Below are 20564 nucleotides of genomic sequence, written 5' to 3'. Positions count from 1 at the left end.
GGGCCGAACTGTAGCTAGCCGGCGAGGCTCTTCTGGAGCAACAGCGTGTCCAGCCAGCGGTCGTGCTTGTGGCCGACGTTGCGCAGCACCCCGGCGTCGGCGAAGCCACGGCGGCGGTGCAGTGCGGTGGAGGCGGGGTTGCGCTCCGGGTCGGCGATCACCGCGATCACCTCGCGCAGGCCGGCTTCCCGGCAGCTGTGCAGAAGCGCGTCCAGCAGCACGCCGCCCACACCACGGCCGGTCGCCCACGGCGCGAGGTAGATCGAGTTCTCCGCGGTGTACCGGTAGGCCGGGCGTGGCTTCCACGGCGAGCAGTACGCGTACCCGGCGAGGCGGCCGTCCACCTCGGCCGCCAGGAACGGCAGTCCGGCGTCCGTCACCGCCGCGCGGCGGCGGGTCCATTCGGCCAGGTCCGGGGGTTCCAGCTCGAACGTCGCCGTGCTGCCGCGCACGTAACCGGCGTAGATCCCGGCGATCGACGGTAGATCGGCCGACACCACCGGTTTCACTATAGGAGAAGAAGCCACTACTATAGAATACATGGACCTCGCCGCACTGGGCCGACGCGTTCAGGCCGCGCGCACGAACCGCGGGATGACCCTGCAGGCACTGGCCGACCGGTCCGCGGTGAGCGTCAGCATGTTGTCCGCGGTGGAGCGTGGCGCGAAGGCGCCGACGGTGGTGGTGCTCGACCGCATCGCGGACGGGCTCGGGCTGCCGCTGACGGACCTGCTCACCGAGCCGGTGCGGATGGTGGTCCGCCGGGCCGCGGACCAGGACGTGGTCGACGAACCGGGCGGGTGGCAGCGGACCATCCTCACGCCCGTCGTGCCCGGCGTGAACTTCGAGTGGATCCGGTCGACGCTGCCGCCCGGTTGCGAGGCCGGCACCTACCCGCCCTACGCCGCGGGATCGCACGAGTTCCTGTACGTGCAGCAGGGCCTGCTCACCCTCACGATCGATGAGCAGACCCTGGAGCTGGGCGAGGGTGACTCGCTCTACCTCGCGGCGGACGTCACCCTCTCCTACGCCAACCGCGCCGCGACGCCCTGCACGTACTACGTCGCGGCGCTGATCATGCGGTCGAGGCTGCCCGGCGCCGGCCGCCGATCCCGCGGTTAGAAGACTCCGAACACCGAGACGCAGAAGCCGTCGCCGTCGAAGTTCTCCGCGAAGAACAGTCCGGTCACCTGCTCACCCTGCTGGGTGCCGCTCAGGTCGCCGGACACCATCGTGTCGGTGGCGTTGTCGTAGGTCGGGCGCACGTTGGCGCGCTTCTCGGCCGCCTCCCGCGCGTCGTCCTTGTTGTCCTGCGTCGCGTCGGTGCAGACCAGCGCGCTCACGCCGTTCACGTCACCCGCGGCCATCTTGGCCAGGAAGTCCTCGATCATGGCCTTGCCGTTGCTGCCGCCGGTGCCCCCGGTGCTGCTGGACGACGACGAGCTCGACGAGGAGCTGCTGCTGCGGCTCGGCCGCGAGGAGGACGACCGGGTCGAGGAACTGCTGACCCGCTGGGTCTGCACGCTCTTCCAGCACCACTTGCCGTTGGCCCTCGCGAGGGTGGCGGTGCCGGTGCCCTGCTCACCCGAAGCGGTGCCGGTGAAGTCGACCGTGGCGCTGTCGCCGTTCTGCTTGACCTGCCCGATGCGGACGCTCTCGACCTCGTTGACCGAGTCGATCGTGTCCTGGACGTCGCTGTCCGCGTTCGCGCACTTCAGCGCCGTGAGCGCGGCCTTGTCGTGCCTCTGGATCCCGTCGATCAGCTGCTGCGCGGTGGCCTGCGGCCCGTCGTCCTTGCTACCGAGGAAGAAGCCGGGCGCCCAGAAGCCGGTGATGCCGAGGGCCGCGAGCACGACGACGAGACCGACCGACAGGCCGATCCACACGCCCTTCTTGCTGCCGCCGCCCCCGGGCGGCGGGGCGCCGTAACCGAACTGCGCTGTCTGCGGGTAGTTGGGGTCGTAACCCGGGTACTGCTGGCCGTAGCCCGGCTGCTGCCCGTACCCGGGCTGACCGTAAGGCTGCTGGCCGTACCCGGGCTGACCGTAGGGCTGCTGGCCGTACTCGGGCTGACCGTAGGGCTGCTGGCCCGGGTATTCCTGGCCGTACTGCCCACCCTGCTGCGGAAAGTCCCCCGACTGGGGGTGGGCCCCCGGCTGCTGGCCGTGCGGATCTGGTTGCTGCCCGTATTCCGGCTGTCCCGGCTGGGGTGGGTAGGTCATCGACGTCGCCCTTCCTGATCGCTACGCCCTGCTCGGACGTATCGACGCCGAACCTGGTTCCGCCACGCCCGGACATCGTGCACTGATCACGGGCATTCTGCCTGGCGAAACCGGCGAAAGCGACGAGAGACCCGCCACGTCGGGCGGTGGTACCCGCTCAGTCGCGGGCGGTAGCCAGAACCTGCAGCCGGTCGTAGGCGCCGTTGAAGGTGTTCTGGTCGATCGGACTGGAGGAGTACTGCCAGAACGTGTGGAACCCCCAGTTGTACGGCAGCGCGCCCACGCTCGAGGAGTACCGCGCCACCCACAGCGGGTTGGTCGTGGCGAACGACCCGTCCACGCACTGGCTCCACCAGCTGGTGCTGGTGTAGATCACCGGATAGCGACCGGTGCGAGCGTGGTAGGTGTCACTGAAGTCCTTGATCCACGCGGTCATCGCCCCCTTCGACAAGCCGTAACAGGTGGAGCCGTACGGGTTGTACTCCATGTCGACCGCGCCGGGGAGCGTCTTGCCGTCCCCGGACCAGCCTCCGCCGTGGTCGACGAAGTAGTTGGCCTGCGCGGCGCCGGAAGCGTTGTCCGGGATCGCGAAGTGGTAGGCGCCGCGGATCATGCCGATGGAGTAGGAACCGTTGTACTGCTGGGCGAAGTACGGGTTGGTGTAGTAGGTGCCCTCGGTCGCCTTGACGTAGGCGAAGCGCTTCCCCTGGCCCCAGTAACCCGCCCAGTCGACGTTGCCCTGGTGGCCGCTCACGTCGATGCCCTCGACCGCGGCGACCAGGGAGCCCTCCCCGCCGGCGATCGCCTGCGTCTCCGGCGTCGAATGGTCACCCTCGACGCGCGTGATCTGCGAACCCATCGGGTGATCGTAACGAGCGACGTAGTCGTCGATCGGCGTCCCGTCGGTGGTGCGCGGCGCCGCACCGGCCGGGGCCAGTGCGCCGACCACGAGCACGGCGGCGGACGCGGCGGCGGACGCAGCGCACCGCCACCATCTCTTGTGTGGAGCAGACATGACCGGATTCCCTTCCTGTGCCCTCGCGATGGGCGGTCCGGTGTGCAGGGAGACCGCCCCGGACGAGATTCTTGATGACAAAAACCTGCGATGTCACCGAATCCCGTGAATTGACGGTTACCGGTGGATGATTCGTGCCTGTCGCCGGTGACCGCCCGACTTTCGTCGTAACTCGACTGGATTACGCCATTAGTTGTTCGCGGCGAATCCCTTGACTTGGTCCAGTGCGCCGTTGAACAGATTCTGGTCACCTGGCAGCGCGCCCGAGTCCGCGAATTGCCAGATGAACTGACGCGTCCAGCCGGCGGGCAACGGACCGATCGTCGGCTGGTACCGCGCTATCCACAACGGGTTCGACTGCGCGAACTCCGCGTTGTTGCCGGTACACCGGTTCCACCAGTTGGTGGATGTGTAGATGACCGGGAAGCGGCCGGTACGGGCGTGGTAGGTGTCGGAGAACTCGCGCAGCCAGGCCACCATCCGCGCCGGGTCGAGCCCGTAACAGGCGTCGCCGTACGGGTTGTACTCCGCGTCGAGCGCGCCGGGCAGCGTCCGCCCGTCCGCGGACCAGCCGCCGCCGTGCGCGAGGAAGTACTCGGCCTGCGCGCGGCCGCCGGACACGTCCGGGCGCGCGAAGTGGTAGGCGCCACGGACCATGCCGGCCTGGTAGGAGCCGTTGTACTGCTGGGCGAACTGCTTGTTGATGAAGCCGGTGCCCTCGGTCGCCTTGACGTAGACGAACCGGCCGCCCGCTCCCCACGCGCCCGGCCAGTTCACCTCGCCCTGGTGCCCGCTCACGTCGTGCCCCAGGGCACCGGCGTCCGCGGCGAACCGGGGCGGGTCCCCGGTGCCCTCGACCGCGGCGATCTGCGACCCGGCGAAGGTGTCCTCCGCCTTCGAGTAGTCCGGTGTGGACGCGGTGGACGACGCGGCTCCGCACACCGCCGTCGTCCCCAATGCCACGGACACGAGGAGCGTGCCCAGGCGCAGTTTCGAACTCCACAATCGCACGGCGACTCCCATCCTCCGATGGTCGTCACGATGCCTCTATGGAGGGCTTTTTGCGAGTCGACTTACCTCGAAAGCGTGATCCGACTGGCTCCGCCGCGCGGAATGTTTAGTCTTTTCGCTCTTGCTCGAGCGCGGCCACCAGGTGCTCGGCCGGGACGACCGCGGTCACCACGTCGTGCGGGTTGATCGCGACCGGGTGCCCGGCGAGCAGCGGCACCACGTCGCGGCCGAGCACCGCGCGGGCGTGCGGCCACTCCGGCGGCACCAGCGACTTGGCGGTGTAGGCCGGCACGAGGACGCGGCCGTCGGTGTTGTGGAACCCGATGACCGTCCGCTGCATGGGGGCCAGCGCGTAGACGAACAGCGTGGCGTCGAGGATCACCGGCGGCAGGTCGCTCGCCGGCCGGTGATTGGTCCGCACCAGCTGCAGCAGGCGCTCCAGGTCGTTGCGCGGTTCCGGGAAACCGAGGGCCTTCGGCGACGGCCGGTAACGATCGTTGGGGTGGAAGTCCTCCACGATGTCACCGCTGCCGTTCACCGGGTAGGCCCCGACGACGGCCCACGACGGCACCGGCCCATTGGGGTCGAACGCCTCGTCGATCACGTAGAGCCAGCTGTTCGGGTTCGCCCTGGCGTTGGCGCGCATCTCCTCGGTGATCTTGGGCTTGCCCGGCTTGTGCTCGGGCTGAGGATTGGGTAGAAGCCGATCTGCCTCGTCCCGCTGCGCCATGTGCGAACCCCGTGTTTCCGCGTCGCTGTGCTCAGTGTGCTCCTGTGCACTCTACTGTCTGATCATGCCCGCACCGCGTCCGGTTGACCCTGCCGAATTGCGTACCGCCCTGCAGGCCGTTTCGGCTTGGTTGAGCGGAGAAGCCGGACAGCCGGCCCGGCCGGCGCTGGCCGCCGCCGTCCGGCTGAGCCTGCGCACGCTCGCCCAGGACGCGCCCGGCCGCAGCGTGGAGGTGCGCGTGCCACCGTTCGCGGCCGTGCAGTGCGTCGAGGGGCCACGCCACACCCGCGGCACGCCGCCGAACGTGGTCGAGACCGACCCGCGGACCTGGCTCGAGCTGGCCACCGGGCGTCTGGAGTGGACGGACGCCGTGCGGGAGGGCCGGGTCACCGCGTCCGGGACCCGGGCCGACCTCGGGCACTGGTTGCCGCTGGTGCGGCTGTGACGGCCCCTGCACCACACCGCTCTTGACTGCGTCCTGCCGCGATGTAACTTGGATAGCCGGTGATTTCTGCGAGGAAGGGTCCTTGATGGCTCCCATCGACCTCCCCGGCTCCGACCCGGGCACCGGCCCGACCGCACGCCGGATGATCCTCGGCACCCAGCTGCGCCGCCTCCGGGAGAAGGCCGGCATCACGCGGGCCACGGCCGCGTGGGAGATCCGGGCGTCCGAGTCGAAGATCAGCCGGATGGAGCTCGGCCGGGTCGGGTTCAAGGAACGCGACGTCACCGACCTGCTGACGATGTACGGCGTGCACGACCCGGCCGAGCGCGCGTGGGCCGTGCAGATGGTCAAGGAGTCCAACCAGCCCGGCTGGTGGCAGCCCTACAACGACCTGGTGCCCAGCTGGTTCGACAACTACATCGGGCTGGAGGAAGCCGCTTTCCGCATCCGCACCTACGAGCTGATGTTCGTGCCCGGCCTGCTCCAGACCGAGCGGTACGCGCGGGCGGTGGTCAGCCACGGCGACCCGGACAGCCGGGACGAGGACACCGAACGCAAGGTGGGCCTGCGGATGCGCCGTCAGAAGGTGCTGACCGGCCCGAAACCACCACGGGTGTGGGCCGTCCTCGACGCGGCCGTCCTGGAACGCCCGATCGGGGGTGCCGGTGTGCTGCGCGAGCAGATCGACAAGCTCCTGGAGCTGACCGAACTGCCGCACATCGCGCTGCAGGTCGTCCCGTTCGACCTGAGCGGGTTCGCGGCGGAAAGCGCCTTCTCGCTGCTCCAGTTCGCCGAGCCGGACCTGCCCAACATCGCCTACGTCGAGCACCTCAACGGCGCGTCCTATCTGGAGAAGCCGGAGGACCTGGAGGTCTACGGCCGCGCCTTCGACCGGCTCACCGTGGACGCGGAGACCCCGGATCGCACCCGTCAGATGCTGCTGAAGAAGCGGGCCGAGCTCTGATCGGAAATCCTGACGGCAGGTGATCGAACAAGGCCATCAAGGCCAGTACTGGTCGCCCGGTCGAGTGACCTGATTTGCACCATTCCTCACCCTGCGATTCCGGTCTACGCTGCCAAATGCACATGCATTTACCCATGCAGTAACCGGTGGTAACGTGATCACCACAAGGCCAGTGCACGTGCATTTGCACCATGCAGATGCACTGACCCGAGGGTTGGGGGAAGTATGGCTGACCAGTTCGTGAACGGGATGCCCGCCGGCGGCCTGACCAGCGCGACCTGGCGCAAGAGCGCGCGCAGCGGGGCCAACGGCAACTGCGTCGAGGTCGCCCGGCTCACCGCGGACACCTTCGCCGTCCGGAACTCGCGCTTCCCGGACGGACCGGCACTCATCTACACCCGCGACGAGATGGCCGCCTTCGTCGCGGGCGCGAAGGACGGCGAGTTCGACGATGTCCTCCACTGACGCCCCCAGGTCGATCGACGACCTGCTGCAGGACCTGATCGCCCGCGGCTACCAGTTCGTGCACCCACGGGACGCCGGAGGCGCCGTCATCGCGGTCGTCGGGGTCCGCGCCCACGACTCGGTCATCGACGTCGTCCGCCTCAACGCCGAGGACGACGTCGTCGCCACCAGGATGCCCGGCGGCGAGGAGGACATCCTCGCGCCGCGGACCGTGCTGTGGCGCACGTCCGGCGCCGCCGAGCCGGTACTGGACGAACTGCTCGCAATGCCGGACGACACGGCGGCCCCGGCGCAGCCGCCCGCACGCGGCGGCTGCTGGGTGCCCACCGGCACCGGCCGGGCGACCTGGCTCGCCGCGAGCTGAGGCCGCTCCGCGGGGGGAGACGGGCACCGTGGCCAGCGCCACTGATCACGGGGGGCCACTCCGATCGGTCAGGATCTACACTTGAGTAGGCCTGCCCTCGTCTCCAGGGAGCACTTTCGTGGTTTCCCACCACATCGACGACCAGCCCGAACGTGAACCGCGAGAAGAGTGCGGTGTCTTCGGCGTCTGGGCCCCCGGTGAAGAAGTCGCCAAGATGGCCTACTACGGCCTGTACGCGCTTCAGCACCGCGGGCAAGAAGCCGCCGGCATCTCGGTCTCGGACGGCAAGCAGATCGTGGTCTTCAAGGACCTCGGCCTGGTCAGCCAGGTGTTCGACGAGCAGGTGCTCTCCTCGTTGCAGGGGCACATCGCGGTCGGCCACTGCCGGTACTCCACCACCGGGTCCTCGACCTGGGAGAACGCCCAGCCGATGTTCCGGCACACCGCGACCGGCAGCGGCATCTCCTTCGCCCACAACGGCAACCTGGTCAACGCCGCCGAGCTGCGGGACCGCACCCGCGCCGCCGGGCTCAAGCCGCACCGCGAGCTGACCGGTTCCTCCAGCGACTCCGACCTGGTCGTCGGGTTGCTCGCGGACGCCGCCGCGGACAAGGGCACCGAGGCCGCGGCCCTGGAACTGCTGCCCACCCTGCGCGGCGCGTTCTGCCTGGTCTTCGCCGACGAGTCGACGCTCTACGCGGCGCGCGACCCGCACGGCGTGCGGCCGCTGGTGCTGGGCCGGCTCGAGCGCGGCTGGGTGGTGGCGAGCGAGACCGCGGCCCTGGACATCGTGGGTGCGTCGTTCGTCCGCGAGGTCGAGCCCGGTGAGCTGATCGCGATCGACGCCGAGGGCCTGCGGTCGGCGCGTTTCGCCAGCCCGGAACCCAAGGGCTGCATCTTCGAATACGTCTACCTGGCCCGCCCGGACACCTCCATCGCCGGCCGCAGCGTGCACGGCACCCGCGTGGAGATCGGTAAGCGGCTCGCGGCCGAGCACCCGGCGGAGGCCGACCTGGTCATCCCGGTGCCCGAGTCCGGCACGCCCGCCGCGATCGGCTACGCGCAGGCGTCCGGCATCCCGTACGGCCAGGGCCTGGTCAAGAACGGCTACGTGGGCCGCACCTTCATCCAGCCGTCGCAGACCATCCGCCAGCTGGGCATCCGGTTGAAGCTGAACCCGCTGCGCGACGTCATCCGCGGTAAGCGGCTGGTCGTGGTGGACGACTCGATCGTCCGCGGCAACACCCAGCGCGCCCTGGTGCGGATGCTGCGCGAGGCCGGCGCGGTCGCGGTGCACGTCCGGATCGCGTCGCCGCCGGTGCGGTGGCCGTGCTTCTACGGCATCGACTTCGCCTCGCGCGCCGAACTCGTCGCCAACGGTGCCGACCTGGAGGGCATCCGCCGCCTGATCGGCGCGGATTCCCTGGGTTACGTGTCGCTCGAGAGCCTGGTCGCGGCGTCCGAGCAGCCCAAGACCCGGTTGTGCACGGCCTGCTTCGACGGCCAGTACCCGATCCCGCTGCCCGACGACGCCCTCATCGGCAAGTACGTGCTGGAGGGACTGGACTCCGCCGATGCGGCTGCCCGGACGGTCACCCAGGCCGGGTACGGTGCTGAGGATGCCGTCCGGCGTCCGTGAGTTCCGTCGAGTTCAGGAGTCCGCTTGCCGTGAGCGAGTCCACCAGCGCCACCTATGCCGCCGCCGGCGTCGACATCGAGGCCGGTGACCAGGCCGTCGAGCTGCTGAAGCCGCACGCGGAGCGCGCGAGCCGGCCCGAGGTGCTGGGCGGGGTCGGCGGGTTCGCCGGGTTGTTCTCGCTCAAGCTCGACCGGTGGAAGGAGCCGGTGCTCGCTTCTTCCACCGACGGCGTGGGCACGAAGATCGCGGTCGCGCAGGCGCTCGACAAGCACGACACGGTCGGCATCGATCTCGTCGCGATGGTCGTGGACGACCTGGTGGTGACCGGCGCCGAGCCGCTGTTCCTGCAGGACTACATCGCCGTCGGCAAGGTGGTGCCGGAGAAGATCGCCGCGCTGGTCGCCGGTATCGCCGAGGGCTGTGTCCAGGCGGGCTGCGCGCTGCTGGGCGGCGAGACCGCCGAGCACCCGGGCCTGATGGGCGAGCACGACTACGACATCTCCGCCACGGGGGTGGGTGTGGTCGAGGCGTCCGAGGTGCTCGGGCCGGAGCGGGTCCGCCCGGGTGACGTGGTCATCGGCATGGGCGCGTCCGGGCTGCACTCCAACGGCTACTCGCTGGCCCGGCACGTGCTGCTGGAGATCGCCCGGATGCCGCTGGAGGGGCACGTCGAGGAGTTCGGCCGCACCCTCGGCGAGGAGATGCTCGAACCCACCCGCATCTACGCCAAGGACTGCCTGGCCCTCGCCGCCGAGGCCGACGTCCGCACCTTCGCGCACGTCACCGGGGGCGGGCTGGAGGCGAACCTGGCGCGGGTGATCCCCGCCGGGCTGCGTGCCGAGCTGGAACGCAGCACGTGGACGCCGGCGCCGGTGTTCGCGCTGATCCAGCAGCGCGGCAAGGTCGACCGGGCCGAAATGGAGAAGACGTTCAACATGGGCGTCGGTATGGTCGCGGTGGTCGGGTCCGAGGACGTCGACCGCGCGCTGGCCGTGCTCACCGCCCGGCACGTGCCGGCCTGGGTGCTGGGCGAGATCCGCACGACCGAGGACAGCGACGCCCCGCGCGCCGTGCTGAGCGGTGACCACCCCCGGTTCTGACCTGCACGTGTCCCGGCGGCTGGTGATCCCGGCCGCCGAGCTGCGCGAACGCTTCTCGCGCTCGTCCGGGCCGGGCGGCCAGGGCGTCAACACGACGGACTCGCGGGTCGAGCTGTCGTTCGACGTGGCCCGGTCGCCCTCGATCCCGGAGGACCTGCGGCCGCGGCTGCTGGAGCGGTTGCGCTCCCGGCTGGCCGACGGCGTGCTCACCATCGCGGCCAGCGAACACCGCGCCCAGCTGGCCAACCGGGAGGCCGCGCGGGAGCGCCTGGCCGCGGCCCTGCGCGCGGCGGCCGCGCCGCCCCCGCCACCCCGGCGCCCCACCAAACCGTCGCGTGGCGCGAAGGAGCGGCGGCTGGCGGCGAAGAAGCGCCGGGGCGACGTGAAACGCGGCCGCCGCGGCCAGTACGGCGACTAGCCCGGCCCCGGGCAGAACCCGGCGAGGTCACGAGCGGCGAGACGCACCGGGCTCCGGCCCGGCGGTCAGTCCAGGCAGAACTCGTTGCCCTCCGGGTCGGCCATGACGATGTGCCCGGCGCCCATCGGCGGGTGCGGCTCGAAGCGTTCGAGGCGCTTCGCGCCGTGGGCGATCAGCCGGTCCGCCTCCGCTTCCAGCGCCGCCATCCGCTCGTCACCCCGGAGGCCGGGGGCGGCGCGCACGTCCAGGTGCAGGCGGTTCTTGACCTGCTTGCCCTCCGGCACCCGCTGGAAGAACAGCCGCGGCCCGGCGCCGTCCGGGTCGACCACCGCGGAGGCGTCGTTGCGCCGTTCGGCGGGCACGCCCATCGCGTCGAGCGCCTGTTCCCACGACTCGAACCCGGCGGGCGGGCCCTGCACCTGGTAGCCGAGTGCCTCGGCCCAGAACACCGCCAGCCCCGCGGGGTCGGCGCAGTCGATCGTGATCTGTACTTCGCGTGCCATGTTCAGTTCGCCTCCGGACGGGTCCGGGTGTGCAGGTGCAGGTCGCGCAGCAGGCACACCTCGGACAGATGGTGGATCAGTTCGCGGTGGATGTTCAGGACCAGCGCCCCCATCGGCTGCTCGGCGAACGGTCCCTCCGCCTCCCCGCACGGGCGCGCGAGGCCGGCTTCGCCGAGGGATTCCACGCCGGCCACCCACGTGGCGTACTCCTCGTCGAGCTGGGCCAGTGCTTCCTTCGCACTGGGCGCGTACTCGAAGGATTGGTAGTCGGTGGGCGTGCGGCCGAAGTGCAGGGCGTTGCGGGTCGCGAGGATACCGACGATCACGTGCCCCAGCCGCCACGCGATCGTGGTGACCGGCGCCGGCTCGGGTTGCGGCATCGCGAAGTCGATGGTCATCGACCCGGATCCGGCCTGCACCGGCGCGGTGCTCGTGCCGCGCGGGCGCACACTCCAGCACCCGGGCGCGGGCTCCCAGAAGTACTCCTCGTCGGTGAGGCCCTCCAGGCGGTCGCGCAGCTGCGTACTCCAGTGCACGGTGATCTGCTCGCGCAGCAGCGGGTTCCAGTTCATGCGGTCAGCTTCCCGCACATTGCGGACAGATACGTTCCGCGATGTGTGGAACCATGGGGTGATGAGCGTGGAAGCAACCACCGAACGGGTGCTGCGGTTGCTGGCACTGCTGCAGCGGCGGCCGTCGTGGACCGCCGCCGAACTCGCCGCCGAGCTGGGCGTCACCGACCGGTGCGTGCGCCGCGACGTGGAACGGCTGCGCGCGGTCGGCTACCCGGTGCACGCGACGGCGGGCGTCGGCGGCGGGTACCAGCTCGGCGCGGGCACCCGGTTGCCTCCACTGCTCCTGGACGACGAGGAGGCGATCGCGACGGCCGTGTCGCTGCGGCTGGCCACCGGTGGCACGATCGCCGGTGCCGGTGAGGCGGCACTGCGGGTGCTCGCCAAGCTCGACCAGGTCATGCCGCCGCGGCTGCGCGCCGAGGTGCGCGCGGTGCACGGGGCGACCGAGACGCTGGTCGGTGCGGGAGTGGAGATCGACGCCGAACTGCTGGTCACCCTCGCCCGCGCCTGCCGGGACGCGGTGCGGGTGCGGTTCCGCTACGCGGGCCGCCGCGGCGCGGAAGCGGAGCGGACGGCCGAGCCGGTGCGGATGGTCGCCACCAACCGCCGCTGGTACCTGATGGCCTGGGACGTCGACCGCGACGACTGGCGCACCTTCCGGCTGGACCGGATGCACGAGGTGGTGGCCACGACCTGGCGGTTCCGGCCGCGGCAGCACCCGGACCCGGTCGCCTACGTGCAGCGGTCGGTCACCGCGGCGCCGTACCGCTACCTGGCCCGGGTGCGGCTGCACGCGACGGCCGAGGAGGTGCGGGACCTGGTGCCGCCGCAGATCGGGCGCGTCGAGGAGGACCGCGACGGGTGGTGCGTGCTGGTGGCAGGCGGGGACGATCCGGACGGGCTGGCCGTGCACGTCGCCCGGCTCGGGTTCGAGGCCGAGATCCTCGAACCGCCGGAGCTGCGCGCGGCCGCCGCCCGCCTCGCCGAACGCGTCGCGGCGATGGCCACCCGGGGTGGGTGAGCGCGCGGACGCGCCGCTAAGCGGCGAGCGACCGGGCGGTCTCCAGCAACCGCTGGAGGTGCAGGCCGCGGTGGACGTCGCAGGGGTGGGTGGTGGTGCCGGTGTCGATCATCGCCGCGAAGTCGTCCAGCATCGCGGTGTACGACTGGCCCGCGCCGCCGTCCTTGCGGCCCAGCGTGCGGTACCCGTGCTCGCCGTACACGACGAACTCGACCACCGTCGGCCGCAGGGGCAGCCGCAGCGACAGCGTCGCCGAACTCAGCGCCCCACCGTCGTGCTCGAACACCACGTGCCACAGGTCGCTGGGGCCGCGGTGGGCCGACGTCACCCGCTCGATCCTGCCGAGCGCGGCGTCGAGCAGGTCGAAGGCATGCGGCCCGACGTCGGCGAGCGTGCCGCCGTCCGTCTGCCGCCACGGCGAGGACGCGTACGGCCCGCCGAGCAGACCGCCCGAGAGCCACCGCACCCCACCGCCGCTCCAGCCGCCGGCCGTGGCGAGCCCGGCCAGCCAGTCCCGGGTCGCGGTCGAGTAACGCAGGGTCAGCATCACCAGGCTCGCCACACCCGCCGTGGACACCGCTGCGACCAGCCGTTCCGCGCCCGCGACGTCGGCCGCGACCGGCTTCTCCAGGATGACGTGCTTGCCGGCCCTGGCCGCCTCGACCGCCAGCTCCGCCTGCGTGGCCGGCGGCACCGCGAACGCGACGGCGTCCACCCGGCCGAGCAGGTCGTCAAAGGTGCTGCACACGTCGGCGTCGTAGGGCTGGGCCAGTTCGCGGGCGGCCTCGGCGCGGCGGGTGAATACCGCGGTCAACCGGGTCGCCGGGTGGTCGGCCAGGCCGGGCGCGTGCACGGTGCGGGCCCACGGACCCGCACCGACCAGCCCGACGCGCAGTGGTTCGTCCACGATCAGCCGTAGGTGTAGAAGCCGCGGCCGCTCTTCTTGCCCAGCAGCCCGGCGTCGACCATGCGCAGCAGCAGCGGTGGCGGCGCGTACAGGGGCTCCTTGAACTCGGCGTACATCGAGTCCGCGATCGCCCTGACGGTGTCCAGCCCGATCAGGTCGGACAAGCGCAGCGGCCCCATCGGGTGCGCGGTGCCCAGCTCCATGCCGCGGTCGACGTCCTCGGCGGACGCGAAGCCCGACTCGACCATCCGGATCGCCGACAGCAGGTACGGCACCAGCAGCGCGTTCACGACGAACCCGGCGCGGTCCGGGGATCGGATCACGGTCTTGGCCAGCGACCCGGTCACGTGCCCGTCCGCGCGCTTGATCGTGTCTTCGCTGGTCAGCAGCGATGGCACCAGCTCGACCAGCGGTAGCACCGGGACCGGGTTGAAGAAGTGGATGCCGACCACCTGCTGCGGCCGGCTCGTGGCCGTGCCCAGCTTCGTGATCGGGATGGAGGAGGTGTTGGAGGCGAAGATCGCGTCCGGTCGCTCGACGATCTCGTCCAGCGAGCGGAACACCTCGACCTTGGCCTGCTCCTGCTCGAGCACGGCCTCGATCACGAGGTCGCGGTCGGCGAAGGACGTCAGGTCGGTGGTGAACGTGAGACGGCCGAGAGCCGCGTCCGCGTCCTCGTCGGCGAGCTTGCCCGCCTTGACGGCACGCCGCAGCGACTTCTCGATGCGGGCACGGCCGGCGTCCAGCGCGGGCTGGTTCACCTCGGCGACCGTCACGTCCACACCGGCCCGTGCGTGCACCTCGGCGATCCCGGAGCCCATCAACCCGGCTCCGACCACGCCCACCCGCTGGATGTCCGCCATCCCACCTCTCCAGTTCCGGCGCCGGCCGAGGCATGACACAGCACACGAGGGCGGGTTCCGGTCAGCGCCGGACCCACCCTCGTGTGCTGATCAGACGTCAACGACGGTAGCCGTCGTCCTCGTCGGCGTACGGGTCGTACGGGTCCTCGTACTTCTCGTCCTCGTCATGAGGATGAGAATTGGAGGACTGTCCTGACAGCTCGCGCTGAAGCGCAGCGAAATCTGTGTCGGGAGTGCTGTACTTGAGCTCTCGCGCCACCTTCGTCTGCTTGGCCTTGGCCCGGCCGCGCCCCATGGCTCGACCCCCTCGCACAGGGAACGGGGCGGCCGGGGGAATCGGCGGCCCCGCATCGTCTCGACAATTGGTTCTTGGTGACACCGTACCCTGTCCGGGGGGTCCAGTGCGACGTGGCTTCGTGTGCTTGTCACGACAGTTGCCGGGATTGCGCCGGTCGGTGGACGCGAGCACGCGTGGACGTGCCACGATGCAACCGTGCTCCGACCGTTCGTGGCCTACCTCCGGGTGTACGAGCCCCTGTCCACGTTCGGCGATCCCCCTCCGCCCGAGCTGCGGAAAGCGGTGGAACAGGCCCGCTTGACCCGGGCGTCCGCCGCCGAGCGCGAGCAGCTCATGTGGCTGAAGTCACAGACCACTACGCCGGTGCGGCTGCTCCCGGGCGAGTTGCCCGGCGGGCGGGCGCTGCCGAACCGCGACGTGCTGGTGCTCGACCCGGCGGAGGTCCCGGCGGACGACGGCGCGCGGGTCGGGCCCGGCCCGCTCGTGTGCCCGCTGGAGGTGCGTGCCCGCTCGGCCGCCGCGCTGGTGAGCTTCCTCGGTGACGCGCACCCGGCGCTGCACGCCACGGTGCTCGACGCGACCGGCGTGAGCGAGGAGAAGCTGAAGGCCAGGGCCAGCTCGGCGCTCGGCGACCTCCCGCAGGCCGCGGTCCACGTCCTGTCCACGACCTGGACCGTGCCGCTGCCGTGGTTCGCGCTGGTCGACCCGAAGCACCGGCGGCTGAACCTCGGCTCCGGCCCGGACGATCCCGAGCGCGAGGTCTCGTGGCGGGTGGCGATGAGCGACGCGACCCGGCGCGTGGCCGAGGCACGTGAACTGGTCGAGGAGACCCTCGGCGACTCCGGCCCGGCCCTGATCCTGGCCGAGACCGAGCGGTGGCTGACCAACTTCGACGCCGGCTCGGCGGTGGAGCTCGACTACGGCGGGCTGGTGCAGCTGATCGCCGACCCGATCCTGGAGTCGGACACCAGCGCCGAGGAGGTGCACAGCATCATGGACGCCCTCCGCTCCGGGGACGTCGAACAGATCGCCGAGTTGTTCACTGATCTGCGCGACTACTGGAACGAGCTGGCCGCCCGCGAACACTTCAACTGAGCACGCGCAGCGCCCTAGCTGTCCTCGGCGCGTTCGGCCGCCAGCAGGTCGTCGACGTTCGCCGAGCCCCGCGCGTAGCGGGCGGCGATCTCGGCGTTCAGCTGATCCACCACGTCCTGCACCTCGCGCCGCCGCCGGGACACCGACTCCTCCTCGCCGCGGTAGTCCTCGAGGGTGCCGGCGAGCTTCGCATCGGACAGCGCGCCCACGTCGGTCAGGTCCGCATTGCCCACCAGCGCCTCGGCCTGGCGCCGGTACTCGCCCGCGCGCGAAGGCTCCAGCTGCTGGTGGCGGCCCGAGCCACGGGCCGGGCGCAGCGCGTTGTCCGACAGGATCGCGGCGAGCTGGTCGACGATGCTGCTCCCGCCGGAGCGGCGGCGCTCCTGCTCCGCCCGCACGATGTCGATCCGGGCGTGCAGCAACCGCCGCAGGTAGGAGAGATCGGTCTCCTCCTGGGCGGCCTCGTCGCGGCGTGCCCGCAGCTGCTCCAGCGACAGCTCGGCGAGGCCCCGCACGAAGGTGGGGTCCAGGACACGGTCGATGCGACGGCGCCCGCCCGGCCGGACTTCGATCACCGGGACATAGTGCTCCATACCCGGCCACGGCGCCAGGGCGGGTGCGGTCACCCGCGCAGCCGTGCGGCCGCCTCCCGGCCCGGCGCGGCGCCCTCCGCGGGCACCGAATCGGGGTCGACCGCGGCCTGCACGACCCGGTCCTCAGCACCGGCCAGCAGCTCGGCGTCCGCCGGTGTGGACCGCTTGAGCAGGGCCAGCGCGATCGGCCCGAGCTCGTGGTGCTGCGCGACGCTGCCGACCCGCCCGACCACGCGGTCGCCGAGTTTCACCGGGTCGCCGGTCTCGGGGTAGATCTCCGGTGAGCCGTCCAGGTGCAGCAGCACCATCCGGCGCGGCGGGCGGCCGACGTTGAACACCTTCGCCACCGTCTCCTGCCCGCGGTAGCAGCCCTTCGCGACGTGCGCGGCGCTGCCGATCCAGTTCACCTCGTGCGGGATCGTCCGCTCGTCGGTGTCGACCCCGAGGCGGGGCCGCAGCGACTCGACCCGCAGCGCGTCGAACGCCCAGCTGCCCGCCGGGCGGGCACCCGCGTCGGTGAGGCGGCGCCACCACCCGGCCAGCTCGTCGCGCGGCACCGCGAGGTCCACCCCGGATCGGCCGGGCCACGGCATGCGCCGGGCGAAGCCGCCGCCCACCGGCACCACGGCGTACGGCTCGGCGCCGAGCGAGACGTCCACTGCGGACAGCACCCGGTCCGCGTCCGGGCCGAGGAGCGTGAGGACCGCGAGCTCACCGGTGACGTCGCTGATCTCCACCTGCGACCAGAACTTCATCGCCTCGAGGTACTCGCGCAGCGTCTGCTTGCCGCCCTTCGGCAGCGCGCTGGTGGCCTGCGGCCCGGGATCGGTGTCCAGGTACACCGCCGCACCGGTGTGCGCCAGCACCATGTGGCTGTCGACGTGCCCCTGGCTGTCCAGGACCAGCGCCTCGGTGCCGCTGCCGTCGGCCAGCTCGGTGACGTGCTGCGAGATCACCAGGTGCAGCCAGGACAGGCGCTCCGGCCCGGTCACCTTCAGCACCTCGCGGTGCGAGCGGTCCACCACGGCGGCGCCGCGCACGGCGGTGCGCTGCTCGGCGAACGGGTCGCCCCAATGCCAGGGCACGCCCTGCTCGGGGTGGTCGTCCGGCGGCGGGACGGCGCCCGGCGCGCCGAGGAGCGGAGAAACGAGCGACATACCCCGATGTTAGGTGAGTACGGTGACCGCATGCGCGTACTCGCTTTTCTGGATGGCACCCTGGCCGACCCGGACACCCCGCACATCCGCGTCGAGGACCTCGGGCTGATGCGCGGCGACGGGATCTTCGAGACGGTCCTGGTCGCCGACGGCACGGCCCGCGAGTTGCGCCCGCACCTGGACCGGCTGGCGCGCTCCGCCGCGATGCTGGACATGCCGGAGCCGGACGACGCGGCCTGGCAGCGTGCCGCGCGGACCGTGATCGGCAACTGGTCCGGCGCTCGCGAGTTCGCGCTGAAGCTCGTGTACACGCGCGGCGTCGAATCCGACGGCGAGCCGACCGCCTTCGCGCTCGGCATCGAAATCGACCCGAAGGTGTTGCGTGCCCGCGACGAGGGCGTCGCCGTGGTGACCCTGGAGCGCGGCATCGACCCGGGCCTGGCCGAACGCGCGCCGTGGCTGCTGCTGGGTGCCAAGTCGCTGTCGTACGCGGTGAACATGGCGGCGGGGCGGGAAGCCGCCCGCCGCGGCGCGGGTGACGTGATCTTCACGGCTACGGACGGCTCGGTGCTGGAGGGGCCGACGTCGAACGTCATCGTCGCGCGCGACCACACGCTCTACACGCCGCCCGCGACCATCGGCATCCTGCCCGGCACCACGCAGGCGGCGGTGTTCCGCGCGGCCGAGCGGGCCGGCTGGTCGACGAAGATCGAGACGATCCGCACCGCGGACCTGGCCGGCGCCGACGGGGTGTTCCTCGCGTCCTCGGTGCGCAAGCTGACCCGGGTGCACACGCTGGACGGCACCCCGCTGCCGGACTCCTCGGCGATCCACGCCGAGCTGGCCCAGGGCTACGAGGACCTCTACGCCTAGGGGCGGAAACGAACCGTCGTGCCCGGCCGGGCCTGCGCGAGCGCCGGCAGCGCGCGGGGCACGGCCACGGCGATCACCGGGTACCCACCGGTCGTGGGGTGGTCGGCGAGGAACACGACCGGCAGCCCGTTCGGCGGCACCTGGATCGCGCCGGTGATCACGCCCTCGCTGGGCAGTTCGGCACCGTCGCGCTCGGCGGTCCGCCGCAGGGCGGGGCCGTCCAGGCGCAGGCCGACCCGGTTCGACTCGCTGGTGACCGTCCAGGGCACGGACAACTGGTGGGCGGCCGCACCGAACCAGTCGTCCCGCGGGCCGAGAACCACCGGGACCAGCAGCTCGGCAGGGTTCGGCGGGGCGGTGACGGTGTCGGCGCCGGCCGGGATCCCGTGCGGCGCGCCCAGCGGCAGCACGACGCCCGGTTCCAGTGGTGGCGGGCCGATCCCGGACAGCACGTCTCGGGAGCGGCTGCCCAGCTCGGGTTCGACGGCGATGCCGCCGGAGACCGCCAGGTAGCAGCGGAGACCGGTGTCCGGCCGCCCGATGGTCAGGGTCTGCCCGGCGGCGAGGTGGACCGGCAGGTGCGAGCCGGCCGGGCGGCCGTCGACCGCCACCGCGACCGGCGGGCCGGTGACGGCGACCGTGCAGGACGCGTGGGCCGTCACGGCGAGCCCGCCGAGCAGCGCCTCGATCCCGGCCGCGTTCTCCGGGTTGCCCGCCAGGCGGTTGGCCAGTCGCAGCGCCGGCACGTCGAGGGCACCGGAGGGTGGCACGCCGAGGTGGCCGTGCCCGGGCCGGCCGAGGTCCTGGACGAGCGCGAGCGGCCCGGTCGCGACCACCTCCAACGCGCGGCTCACCGGACGCTCCGGAACCGCACCCGGTCACCGGGGGCGAGCAGCGCGGGCCGCGCGGCACGGCTGTCGAACAGGACGGCGTCGGTGTGCCCCAGCAGTCGCCACCCGCCGGGCGACGAGCGCGGGTAGACGCCGGTGAACTCGCCCGCGATCGCCACCGACCCGGCGGGAACGCGCGTGCGCGGAGTGTCCAATCGGGACTGCTGGAGCGGCCCGGGCAGGCCGGTGAGGTAGCCGAAGCCGGGGGCGAACCCGGTGAACGCGACGGTGTAGACCGCGCCGGTGTGCAGCTCGACCACCTCGTCGGCGGTGATGCCCGCGGTCCGCGCCACCAGGTCGAGGTCCTCGCCGTCGTAGCGGACGTCGATCGTGATCTCGTGCGACTCCCCGCCGTCCATGGCTTCCAGGTCGGCCGACTCGACGAGCCTGCGGGCGGCGTCGAGCCCCGTGGAACCGGGACGCGCGGCGATGAGCACGGTGCGCGCGCCGGGCACGACCTCGACCAGATCGGGCAGGGCCGCGGCGACCACGGCGGCACGCACGGCACTCATCTCGGCCAGCGACTCGCACTCCACGAGCGCGGCGTCCGGGCCGTAACGCAGCCAGCGCATCCTCACGTCTCCTGGTGACGAGGACAGCGCCGCCGTGGTGAATCGGCGTTCATCAGGAGGCGGTCCCGGAGCGAGAGGGCGTCCGCGGTTCCGCTACCCGCACCGCCACGCGAACCACCCAGCTCTGATTTCAACCCACGACGCGCTTGAGGTAGAGGGAGACGTGGGGCTGCATGGGCTCGCCGACCATGGCGCGCTCCTCGACGTAGCCCAGGTCGCCGTTGTTGACCAGGCCGTAGAGCCGCTGCGCACCGGTGACCTCCTTGGCCGTGGAGGTGCGCACGACCGCGTCGGTGCCCAGCTCCCAGGACGTCTGGTTGCGCGGCTTGCCGTAGAAGACCTCGACGATGCCGGTGTTGTGCGCCAGCAGCAGCTCGATCGTGTCGTCGGCCTGCGGGCGCCACCAGCCGACCTCGCGGGCGGCCGCGCGGATCACGTTGCCCTCGTCGTCGAGCAGCCACGCACGGGCCTCGTGGAAGAGGAACGGGCGGCCGTCGTGCGCGATGGTGAGCTGCTGGGCGATGCGGCGGGGACCCTCGATCGTCGGGTAGTTGACCTCGCCCTCCCCGCGCCACACGCCGACCAGCGGCAGCAGCGCCAGGCAGGCGTCGTTCAGGTTCTCGCCCTCGCGCAGGTTCGCCGTGTCCACCGGGATGGGCAGGTCGTCGAACTGGGGGAGGTTGCGCCCACGTGTCGCCTCGGCCCGAGCGGCGGCGGCTGCGACGGCGTCATCGCCGGACGTCATCGGTCAGCGCTGGTCGGCGTACAGCCGGTAGACGACGTACACGGTGAACCAGAGGATCGCGATGGCGGCGAGCACCAACAGCGTCGTAAACAGGATCTC

The 20564-nt window shown here is 71.7% G+C and carries 26 protein-coding genes; 11 read left to right on the top strand and 15 right to left on the bottom strand.

What is annotated here, in order from left to right; translation table 11 throughout:
* Positions 1–14 precede the first annotated feature (14 nt).
* Positions 15–542 carry a GNAT family N-acetyltransferase gene (locus FHX45_RS16800; protein WP_167102513.1) on the bottom strand — a complete coding sequence of 176 codons (528 nt, stop codon included), beginning with the start codon at positions 540–542 and terminating at the stop codon, positions 15–17.
* Here FHX45_RS16800 and FHX45_RS16795 point away from each other — a divergent pair.
* The gene (locus FHX45_RS16795; RefSeq protein WP_167102510.1) at positions 541–1122 is read left to right on the top strand and encodes a helix-turn-helix domain-containing protein; all 582 of its coding nucleotides are present in this window, start codon (positions 541–543) and stop codon (positions 1120–1122) included. The two genes, FHX45_RS16800 and FHX45_RS16795, sit on opposite strands and share 2 nt — an antisense overlap.
* On the opposite strand, the gene FHX45_RS16790 is transcribed toward FHX45_RS16795, so the two are convergent.
* The 4 genes from FHX45_RS16790 to FHX45_RS16775 form a co-directional block, all read right to left on the bottom strand.
* Positions 1119–2222, bottom strand: a complete 1104-nt coding sequence (locus FHX45_RS16790) for a hypothetical protein (RefSeq protein ID WP_167102507.1) — start codon at positions 2220–2222, stop codon at positions 1119–1121. The genes FHX45_RS16795 and FHX45_RS16790 overlap by 4 nt on opposite strands.
* Before the next feature lie 157 nt (positions 2223–2379).
* A complete protein-coding gene (locus tag FHX45_RS16785; RefSeq protein ID WP_167102504.1) occupies positions 2380–3237 on the bottom strand; it encodes a lysozyme in 858 nt (285 codons plus the stop codon).
* Positions 3238–3426: 189 nt separating this feature from the next.
* A complete protein-coding gene (locus tag FHX45_RS16780) occupies positions 3427–4260 on the bottom strand; it encodes a lysozyme (protein WP_167102501.1) in 834 nt (277 codons plus the stop codon).
* Between the two features lie 94 nt (positions 4261–4354).
* Complete coding sequence (locus FHX45_RS16775; RefSeq protein ID WP_167102498.1) at positions 4355–4978, bottom strand: type VII secretion system-associated protein; 624 nt, start codon at positions 4976–4978, stop codon at positions 4355–4357.
* Positions 4979–5042: 64 nt separating this feature from the next.
* Here FHX45_RS16775 and FHX45_RS16770 point away from each other — a divergent pair, with 64 nt between their 5' ends.
* From FHX45_RS16770 to arfB, 7 genes are all read left to right on the top strand, one after another.
* Positions 5043–5423 (top strand): sterol carrier family protein, encoded by a 381-nt coding sequence (locus tag FHX45_RS16770; protein ID WP_167102495.1) that lies wholly within the window; start codon positions 5043–5045, stop codon positions 5421–5423.
* Positions 5424–5508: 85 nt separating this feature from the next.
* The gene (locus tag FHX45_RS16765) at positions 5509–6387 is read left to right on the top strand and encodes a helix-turn-helix domain-containing protein (protein WP_167102492.1); all 879 of its coding nucleotides are present in this window, start codon (positions 5509–5511) and stop codon (positions 6385–6387) included.
* Between the two features lie 225 nt (positions 6388–6612).
* Positions 6613–6852 (top strand): DUF397 domain-containing protein, encoded by a 240-nt coding sequence (locus tag FHX45_RS16760; protein WP_167102489.1) that lies wholly within the window; start codon positions 6613–6615, stop codon positions 6850–6852.
* Positions 6839–7216, top strand: a complete 378-nt coding sequence (locus FHX45_RS16755) for a hypothetical protein (RefSeq protein WP_167102486.1) — start codon at positions 6839–6841, stop codon at positions 7214–7216. The genes FHX45_RS16760 and FHX45_RS16755 overlap by 14 nt, the downstream gene beginning before the upstream one ends.
* A gap of 118 nt (positions 7217–7334) precedes the next feature.
* Positions 7335–8855: an amidophosphoribosyltransferase gene (gene purF / locus FHX45_RS16750; RefSeq protein WP_167102483.1), complete on the top strand. Its 1521-nt coding sequence runs from the start codon at positions 7335–7337 to the stop codon at positions 8853–8855.
* A gap of 29 nt (positions 8856–8884) precedes the next feature.
* Positions 8885–9955: a phosphoribosylformylglycinamidine cyclo-ligase gene (purM, locus tag FHX45_RS16745; RefSeq protein WP_167102480.1), complete on the top strand. Its 1071-nt coding sequence runs from the start codon at positions 8885–8887 to the stop codon at positions 9953–9955.
* Entirely contained in the window at positions 9936–10373 is a 438-nt protein-coding gene (gene arfB / locus FHX45_RS16740) for an alternative ribosome rescue aminoacyl-tRNA hydrolase ArfB (protein WP_167102477.1), read from the top strand. The genes purM and arfB overlap by 20 nt, the downstream gene beginning before the upstream one ends.
* A gap of 65 nt (positions 10374–10438) precedes the next feature.
* On the opposite strand, the gene FHX45_RS16735 is transcribed toward arfB, so the two are convergent.
* Positions 10439–10876: a VOC family protein gene (locus FHX45_RS16735; RefSeq protein WP_167102474.1), complete on the bottom strand. Its 438-nt coding sequence runs from the start codon at positions 10874–10876 to the stop codon at positions 10439–10441.
* A 2-nt stretch (positions 10877–10878) separates the two neighbouring features.
* Positions 10879–11448 carry a DinB family protein gene (locus FHX45_RS16730; RefSeq protein WP_167102470.1) on the bottom strand — a complete coding sequence of 190 codons (570 nt, stop codon included), beginning with the start codon at positions 11446–11448 and terminating at the stop codon, positions 10879–10881.
* A 61-nt stretch (positions 11449–11509) separates the two neighbouring features.
* Between FHX45_RS16730 and FHX45_RS16725 the strand changes: the two genes are divergently transcribed.
* The gene (locus tag FHX45_RS16725; RefSeq protein WP_167102467.1) at positions 11510–12472 is read left to right on the top strand and encodes a helix-turn-helix transcriptional regulator; all 963 of its coding nucleotides are present in this window, start codon (positions 11510–11512) and stop codon (positions 12470–12472) included.
* Between the two features lie 16 nt (positions 12473–12488).
* Here FHX45_RS16725 and FHX45_RS16720 read toward each other — a convergent pair whose 3' ends face one another.
* The 3 genes from FHX45_RS16720 to FHX45_RS16710 form a co-directional block, all read right to left on the bottom strand.
* Entirely contained in the window at positions 12489–13379 is an 891-nt protein-coding gene (locus tag FHX45_RS16720) for a Gfo/Idh/MocA family oxidoreductase (RefSeq protein WP_167102464.1), read from the bottom strand.
* Between the two features lie 2 nt (positions 13380–13381).
* Positions 13382–14242: a 3-hydroxybutyryl-CoA dehydrogenase gene (locus FHX45_RS16715; protein ID WP_167102461.1), complete on the bottom strand. Its 861-nt coding sequence runs from the start codon at positions 14240–14242 to the stop codon at positions 13382–13384.
* 97 nt (positions 14243–14339) lie between these two features.
* A complete protein-coding gene (locus FHX45_RS16710) occupies positions 14340–14537 on the bottom strand; it encodes a DUF3073 domain-containing protein (protein WP_167102458.1) in 198 nt (65 codons plus the stop codon).
* Positions 14538–14735: 198 nt separating this feature from the next.
* Here FHX45_RS16710 and FHX45_RS16705 point away from each other — a divergent pair, with 198 nt between their 5' ends.
* A complete protein-coding gene (locus tag FHX45_RS16705; RefSeq protein ID WP_167102455.1) occupies positions 14736–15635 on the top strand; it encodes a DUF8083 family protein in 900 nt (299 codons plus the stop codon).
* A 14-nt stretch (positions 15636–15649) separates the two neighbouring features.
* Here FHX45_RS16705 and FHX45_RS16700 read toward each other — a convergent pair whose 3' ends face one another.
* Positions 15650–16210 (bottom strand): RsiG family protein, encoded by a 561-nt coding sequence (locus FHX45_RS16700; protein WP_167109084.1) that lies wholly within the window; start codon positions 16208–16210, stop codon positions 15650–15652.
* 47 nt (positions 16211–16257) lie between these two features.
* Entirely contained in the window at positions 16258–17385 is a 1128-nt protein-coding gene (gene ygfZ, locus FHX45_RS16695; protein WP_167102452.1) for a CAF17-like 4Fe-4S cluster assembly/insertion protein YgfZ, read from the bottom strand.
* Positions 17386–17415: 30 nt separating this feature from the next.
* Between ygfZ and FHX45_RS16690 the strand changes: the two genes are divergently transcribed.
* Positions 17416–18258, top strand: coding sequence for an aminodeoxychorismate lyase (locus tag FHX45_RS16690; RefSeq protein WP_167102449.1), 843 nt, complete (start codon positions 17416–17418; stop codon positions 18256–18258).
* Here the strand turns inward: FHX45_RS16690 and FHX45_RS16685 are convergent.
* The 3 genes from FHX45_RS16685 to FHX45_RS16675 all read right to left on the bottom strand — a co-directional run bounded on the left by FHX45_RS16685 (position 18255) and on the right by FHX45_RS16675 (position 20465).
* Complete coding sequence (locus tag FHX45_RS16685; RefSeq protein WP_167102446.1) at positions 18255–19112, bottom strand: 5-oxoprolinase/urea amidolyase family protein; 858 nt, start codon at positions 19110–19112, stop codon at positions 18255–18257. The two genes, FHX45_RS16690 and FHX45_RS16685, sit on opposite strands and share 4 nt — an antisense overlap.
* Positions 19109–19720: a 5-oxoprolinase subunit PxpB gene (gene pxpB, locus FHX45_RS16680; RefSeq protein ID WP_167102443.1), complete on the bottom strand. Its 612-nt coding sequence runs from the start codon at positions 19718–19720 to the stop codon at positions 19109–19111. The genes FHX45_RS16685 and pxpB overlap by 4 nt, the downstream gene beginning before the upstream one ends.
* Before the next feature lie 130 nt (positions 19721–19850).
* Complete coding sequence (locus FHX45_RS16675) at positions 19851–20465, bottom strand: heme-binding beta-barrel domain-containing protein (RefSeq protein WP_167102441.1); 615 nt, start codon at positions 20463–20465, stop codon at positions 19851–19853.
* Positions 20466–20564 lie beyond the last annotated feature (99 nt).

The organism is Amycolatopsis granulosa (assembly GCF_011758745.1).
Classification (GTDB): domain Bacteria; phylum Actinomycetota; class Actinomycetes; order Mycobacteriales; family Pseudonocardiaceae; genus Amycolatopsis_E; species Amycolatopsis_E granulosa.
The sequence above is the reverse complement of the archived record's forward strand: the minus strand, read 5'-3'. Positions and strand labels throughout refer to the sequence as shown.

Excerpts from the sequence above, each read along its gene's own strand:
- FHX45_RS16795 (WP_167102510.1), top strand. The coding sequence starts at position 541 with ATGGACCTCGCCGCACTGGGCCGACGCGTTCAGGCCGCGCGCACGAAC.
- FHX45_RS16800 (WP_167102513.1), bottom strand. The coding sequence starts at position 542 with ATGTATTCTATAGTAGTGGCTTCTTCTCCTATAGTGAAACCGGTGGTG.
- FHX45_RS16790 (WP_167102507.1), bottom strand. The coding sequence starts at position 2,222 with ATGACCTACCCACCCCAGCCGGGACAGCCGGAATACGGGCAGCAACCA.
- FHX45_RS16785 (WP_167102504.1), bottom strand. The coding sequence starts at position 3,237 with ATGTCTGCTCCACACAAGAGATGGTGGCGGTGCGCTGCGTCCGCCGCC.
- FHX45_RS16780 (WP_167102501.1), bottom strand. The coding sequence starts at position 4,260 with ATGGGAGTCGCCGTGCGATTGTGGAGTTCGAAACTGCGCCTGGGCACG.
- FHX45_RS16775 (WP_167102498.1), bottom strand. The coding sequence starts at position 4,978 with ATGGCGCAGCGGGACGAGGCAGATCGGCTTCTACCCAATCCTCAGCCC.
- FHX45_RS16770 (WP_167102495.1), top strand. The coding sequence starts at position 5,043 with ATGCCCGCACCGCGTCCGGTTGACCCTGCCGAATTGCGTACCGCCCTG.
- FHX45_RS16765 (WP_167102492.1), top strand. The coding sequence starts at position 5,509 with ATGGCTCCCATCGACCTCCCCGGCTCCGACCCGGGCACCGGCCCGACC.
- FHX45_RS16760 (WP_167102489.1), top strand. The coding sequence starts at position 6,613 with ATGGCTGACCAGTTCGTGAACGGGATGCCCGCCGGCGGCCTGACCAGC.
- FHX45_RS16755 (WP_167102486.1), top strand. The coding sequence starts at position 6,839 with ATGTCCTCCACTGACGCCCCCAGGTCGATCGACGACCTGCTGCAGGAC.
- FHX45_RS16735 (WP_167102474.1), bottom strand. The coding sequence starts at position 10,876 with ATGGCACGCGAAGTACAGATCACGATCGACTGCGCCGACCCCGCGGGG.
- FHX45_RS16730 (WP_167102470.1), bottom strand. The coding sequence starts at position 11,448 with ATGAACTGGAACCCGCTGCTGCGCGAGCAGATCACCGTGCACTGGAGT.
- FHX45_RS16725 (WP_167102467.1), top strand. The coding sequence starts at position 11,510 with ATGAGCGTGGAAGCAACCACCGAACGGGTGCTGCGGTTGCTGGCACTG.
- FHX45_RS16715 (WP_167102461.1), bottom strand. The coding sequence starts at position 14,242 with ATGGCGGACATCCAGCGGGTGGGCGTGGTCGGAGCCGGGTTGATGGGC.
- FHX45_RS16710 (WP_167102458.1), bottom strand. The coding sequence starts at position 14,537 with ATGGGGCGCGGCCGGGCCAAGGCCAAGCAGACGAAGGTGGCGCGAGAG.
- ygfZ (WP_167102452.1), bottom strand. The coding sequence starts at position 17,385 with ATGTCGCTCGTTTCTCCGCTCCTCGGCGCGCCGGGCGCCGTCCCGCCG.
- FHX45_RS16690 (WP_167102449.1), top strand. The coding sequence starts at position 17,416 with ATGCGCGTACTCGCTTTTCTGGATGGCACCCTGGCCGACCCGGACACC.
- pxpB (WP_167102443.1), bottom strand. The coding sequence starts at position 19,720 with ATGCGCTGGCTGCGTTACGGCCCGGACGCCGCGCTCGTGGAGTGCGAG.
- FHX45_RS16675 (WP_167102441.1), bottom strand. The coding sequence starts at position 20,465 with ATGACGTCCGGCGATGACGCCGTCGCAGCCGCCGCCGCTCGGGCCGAG.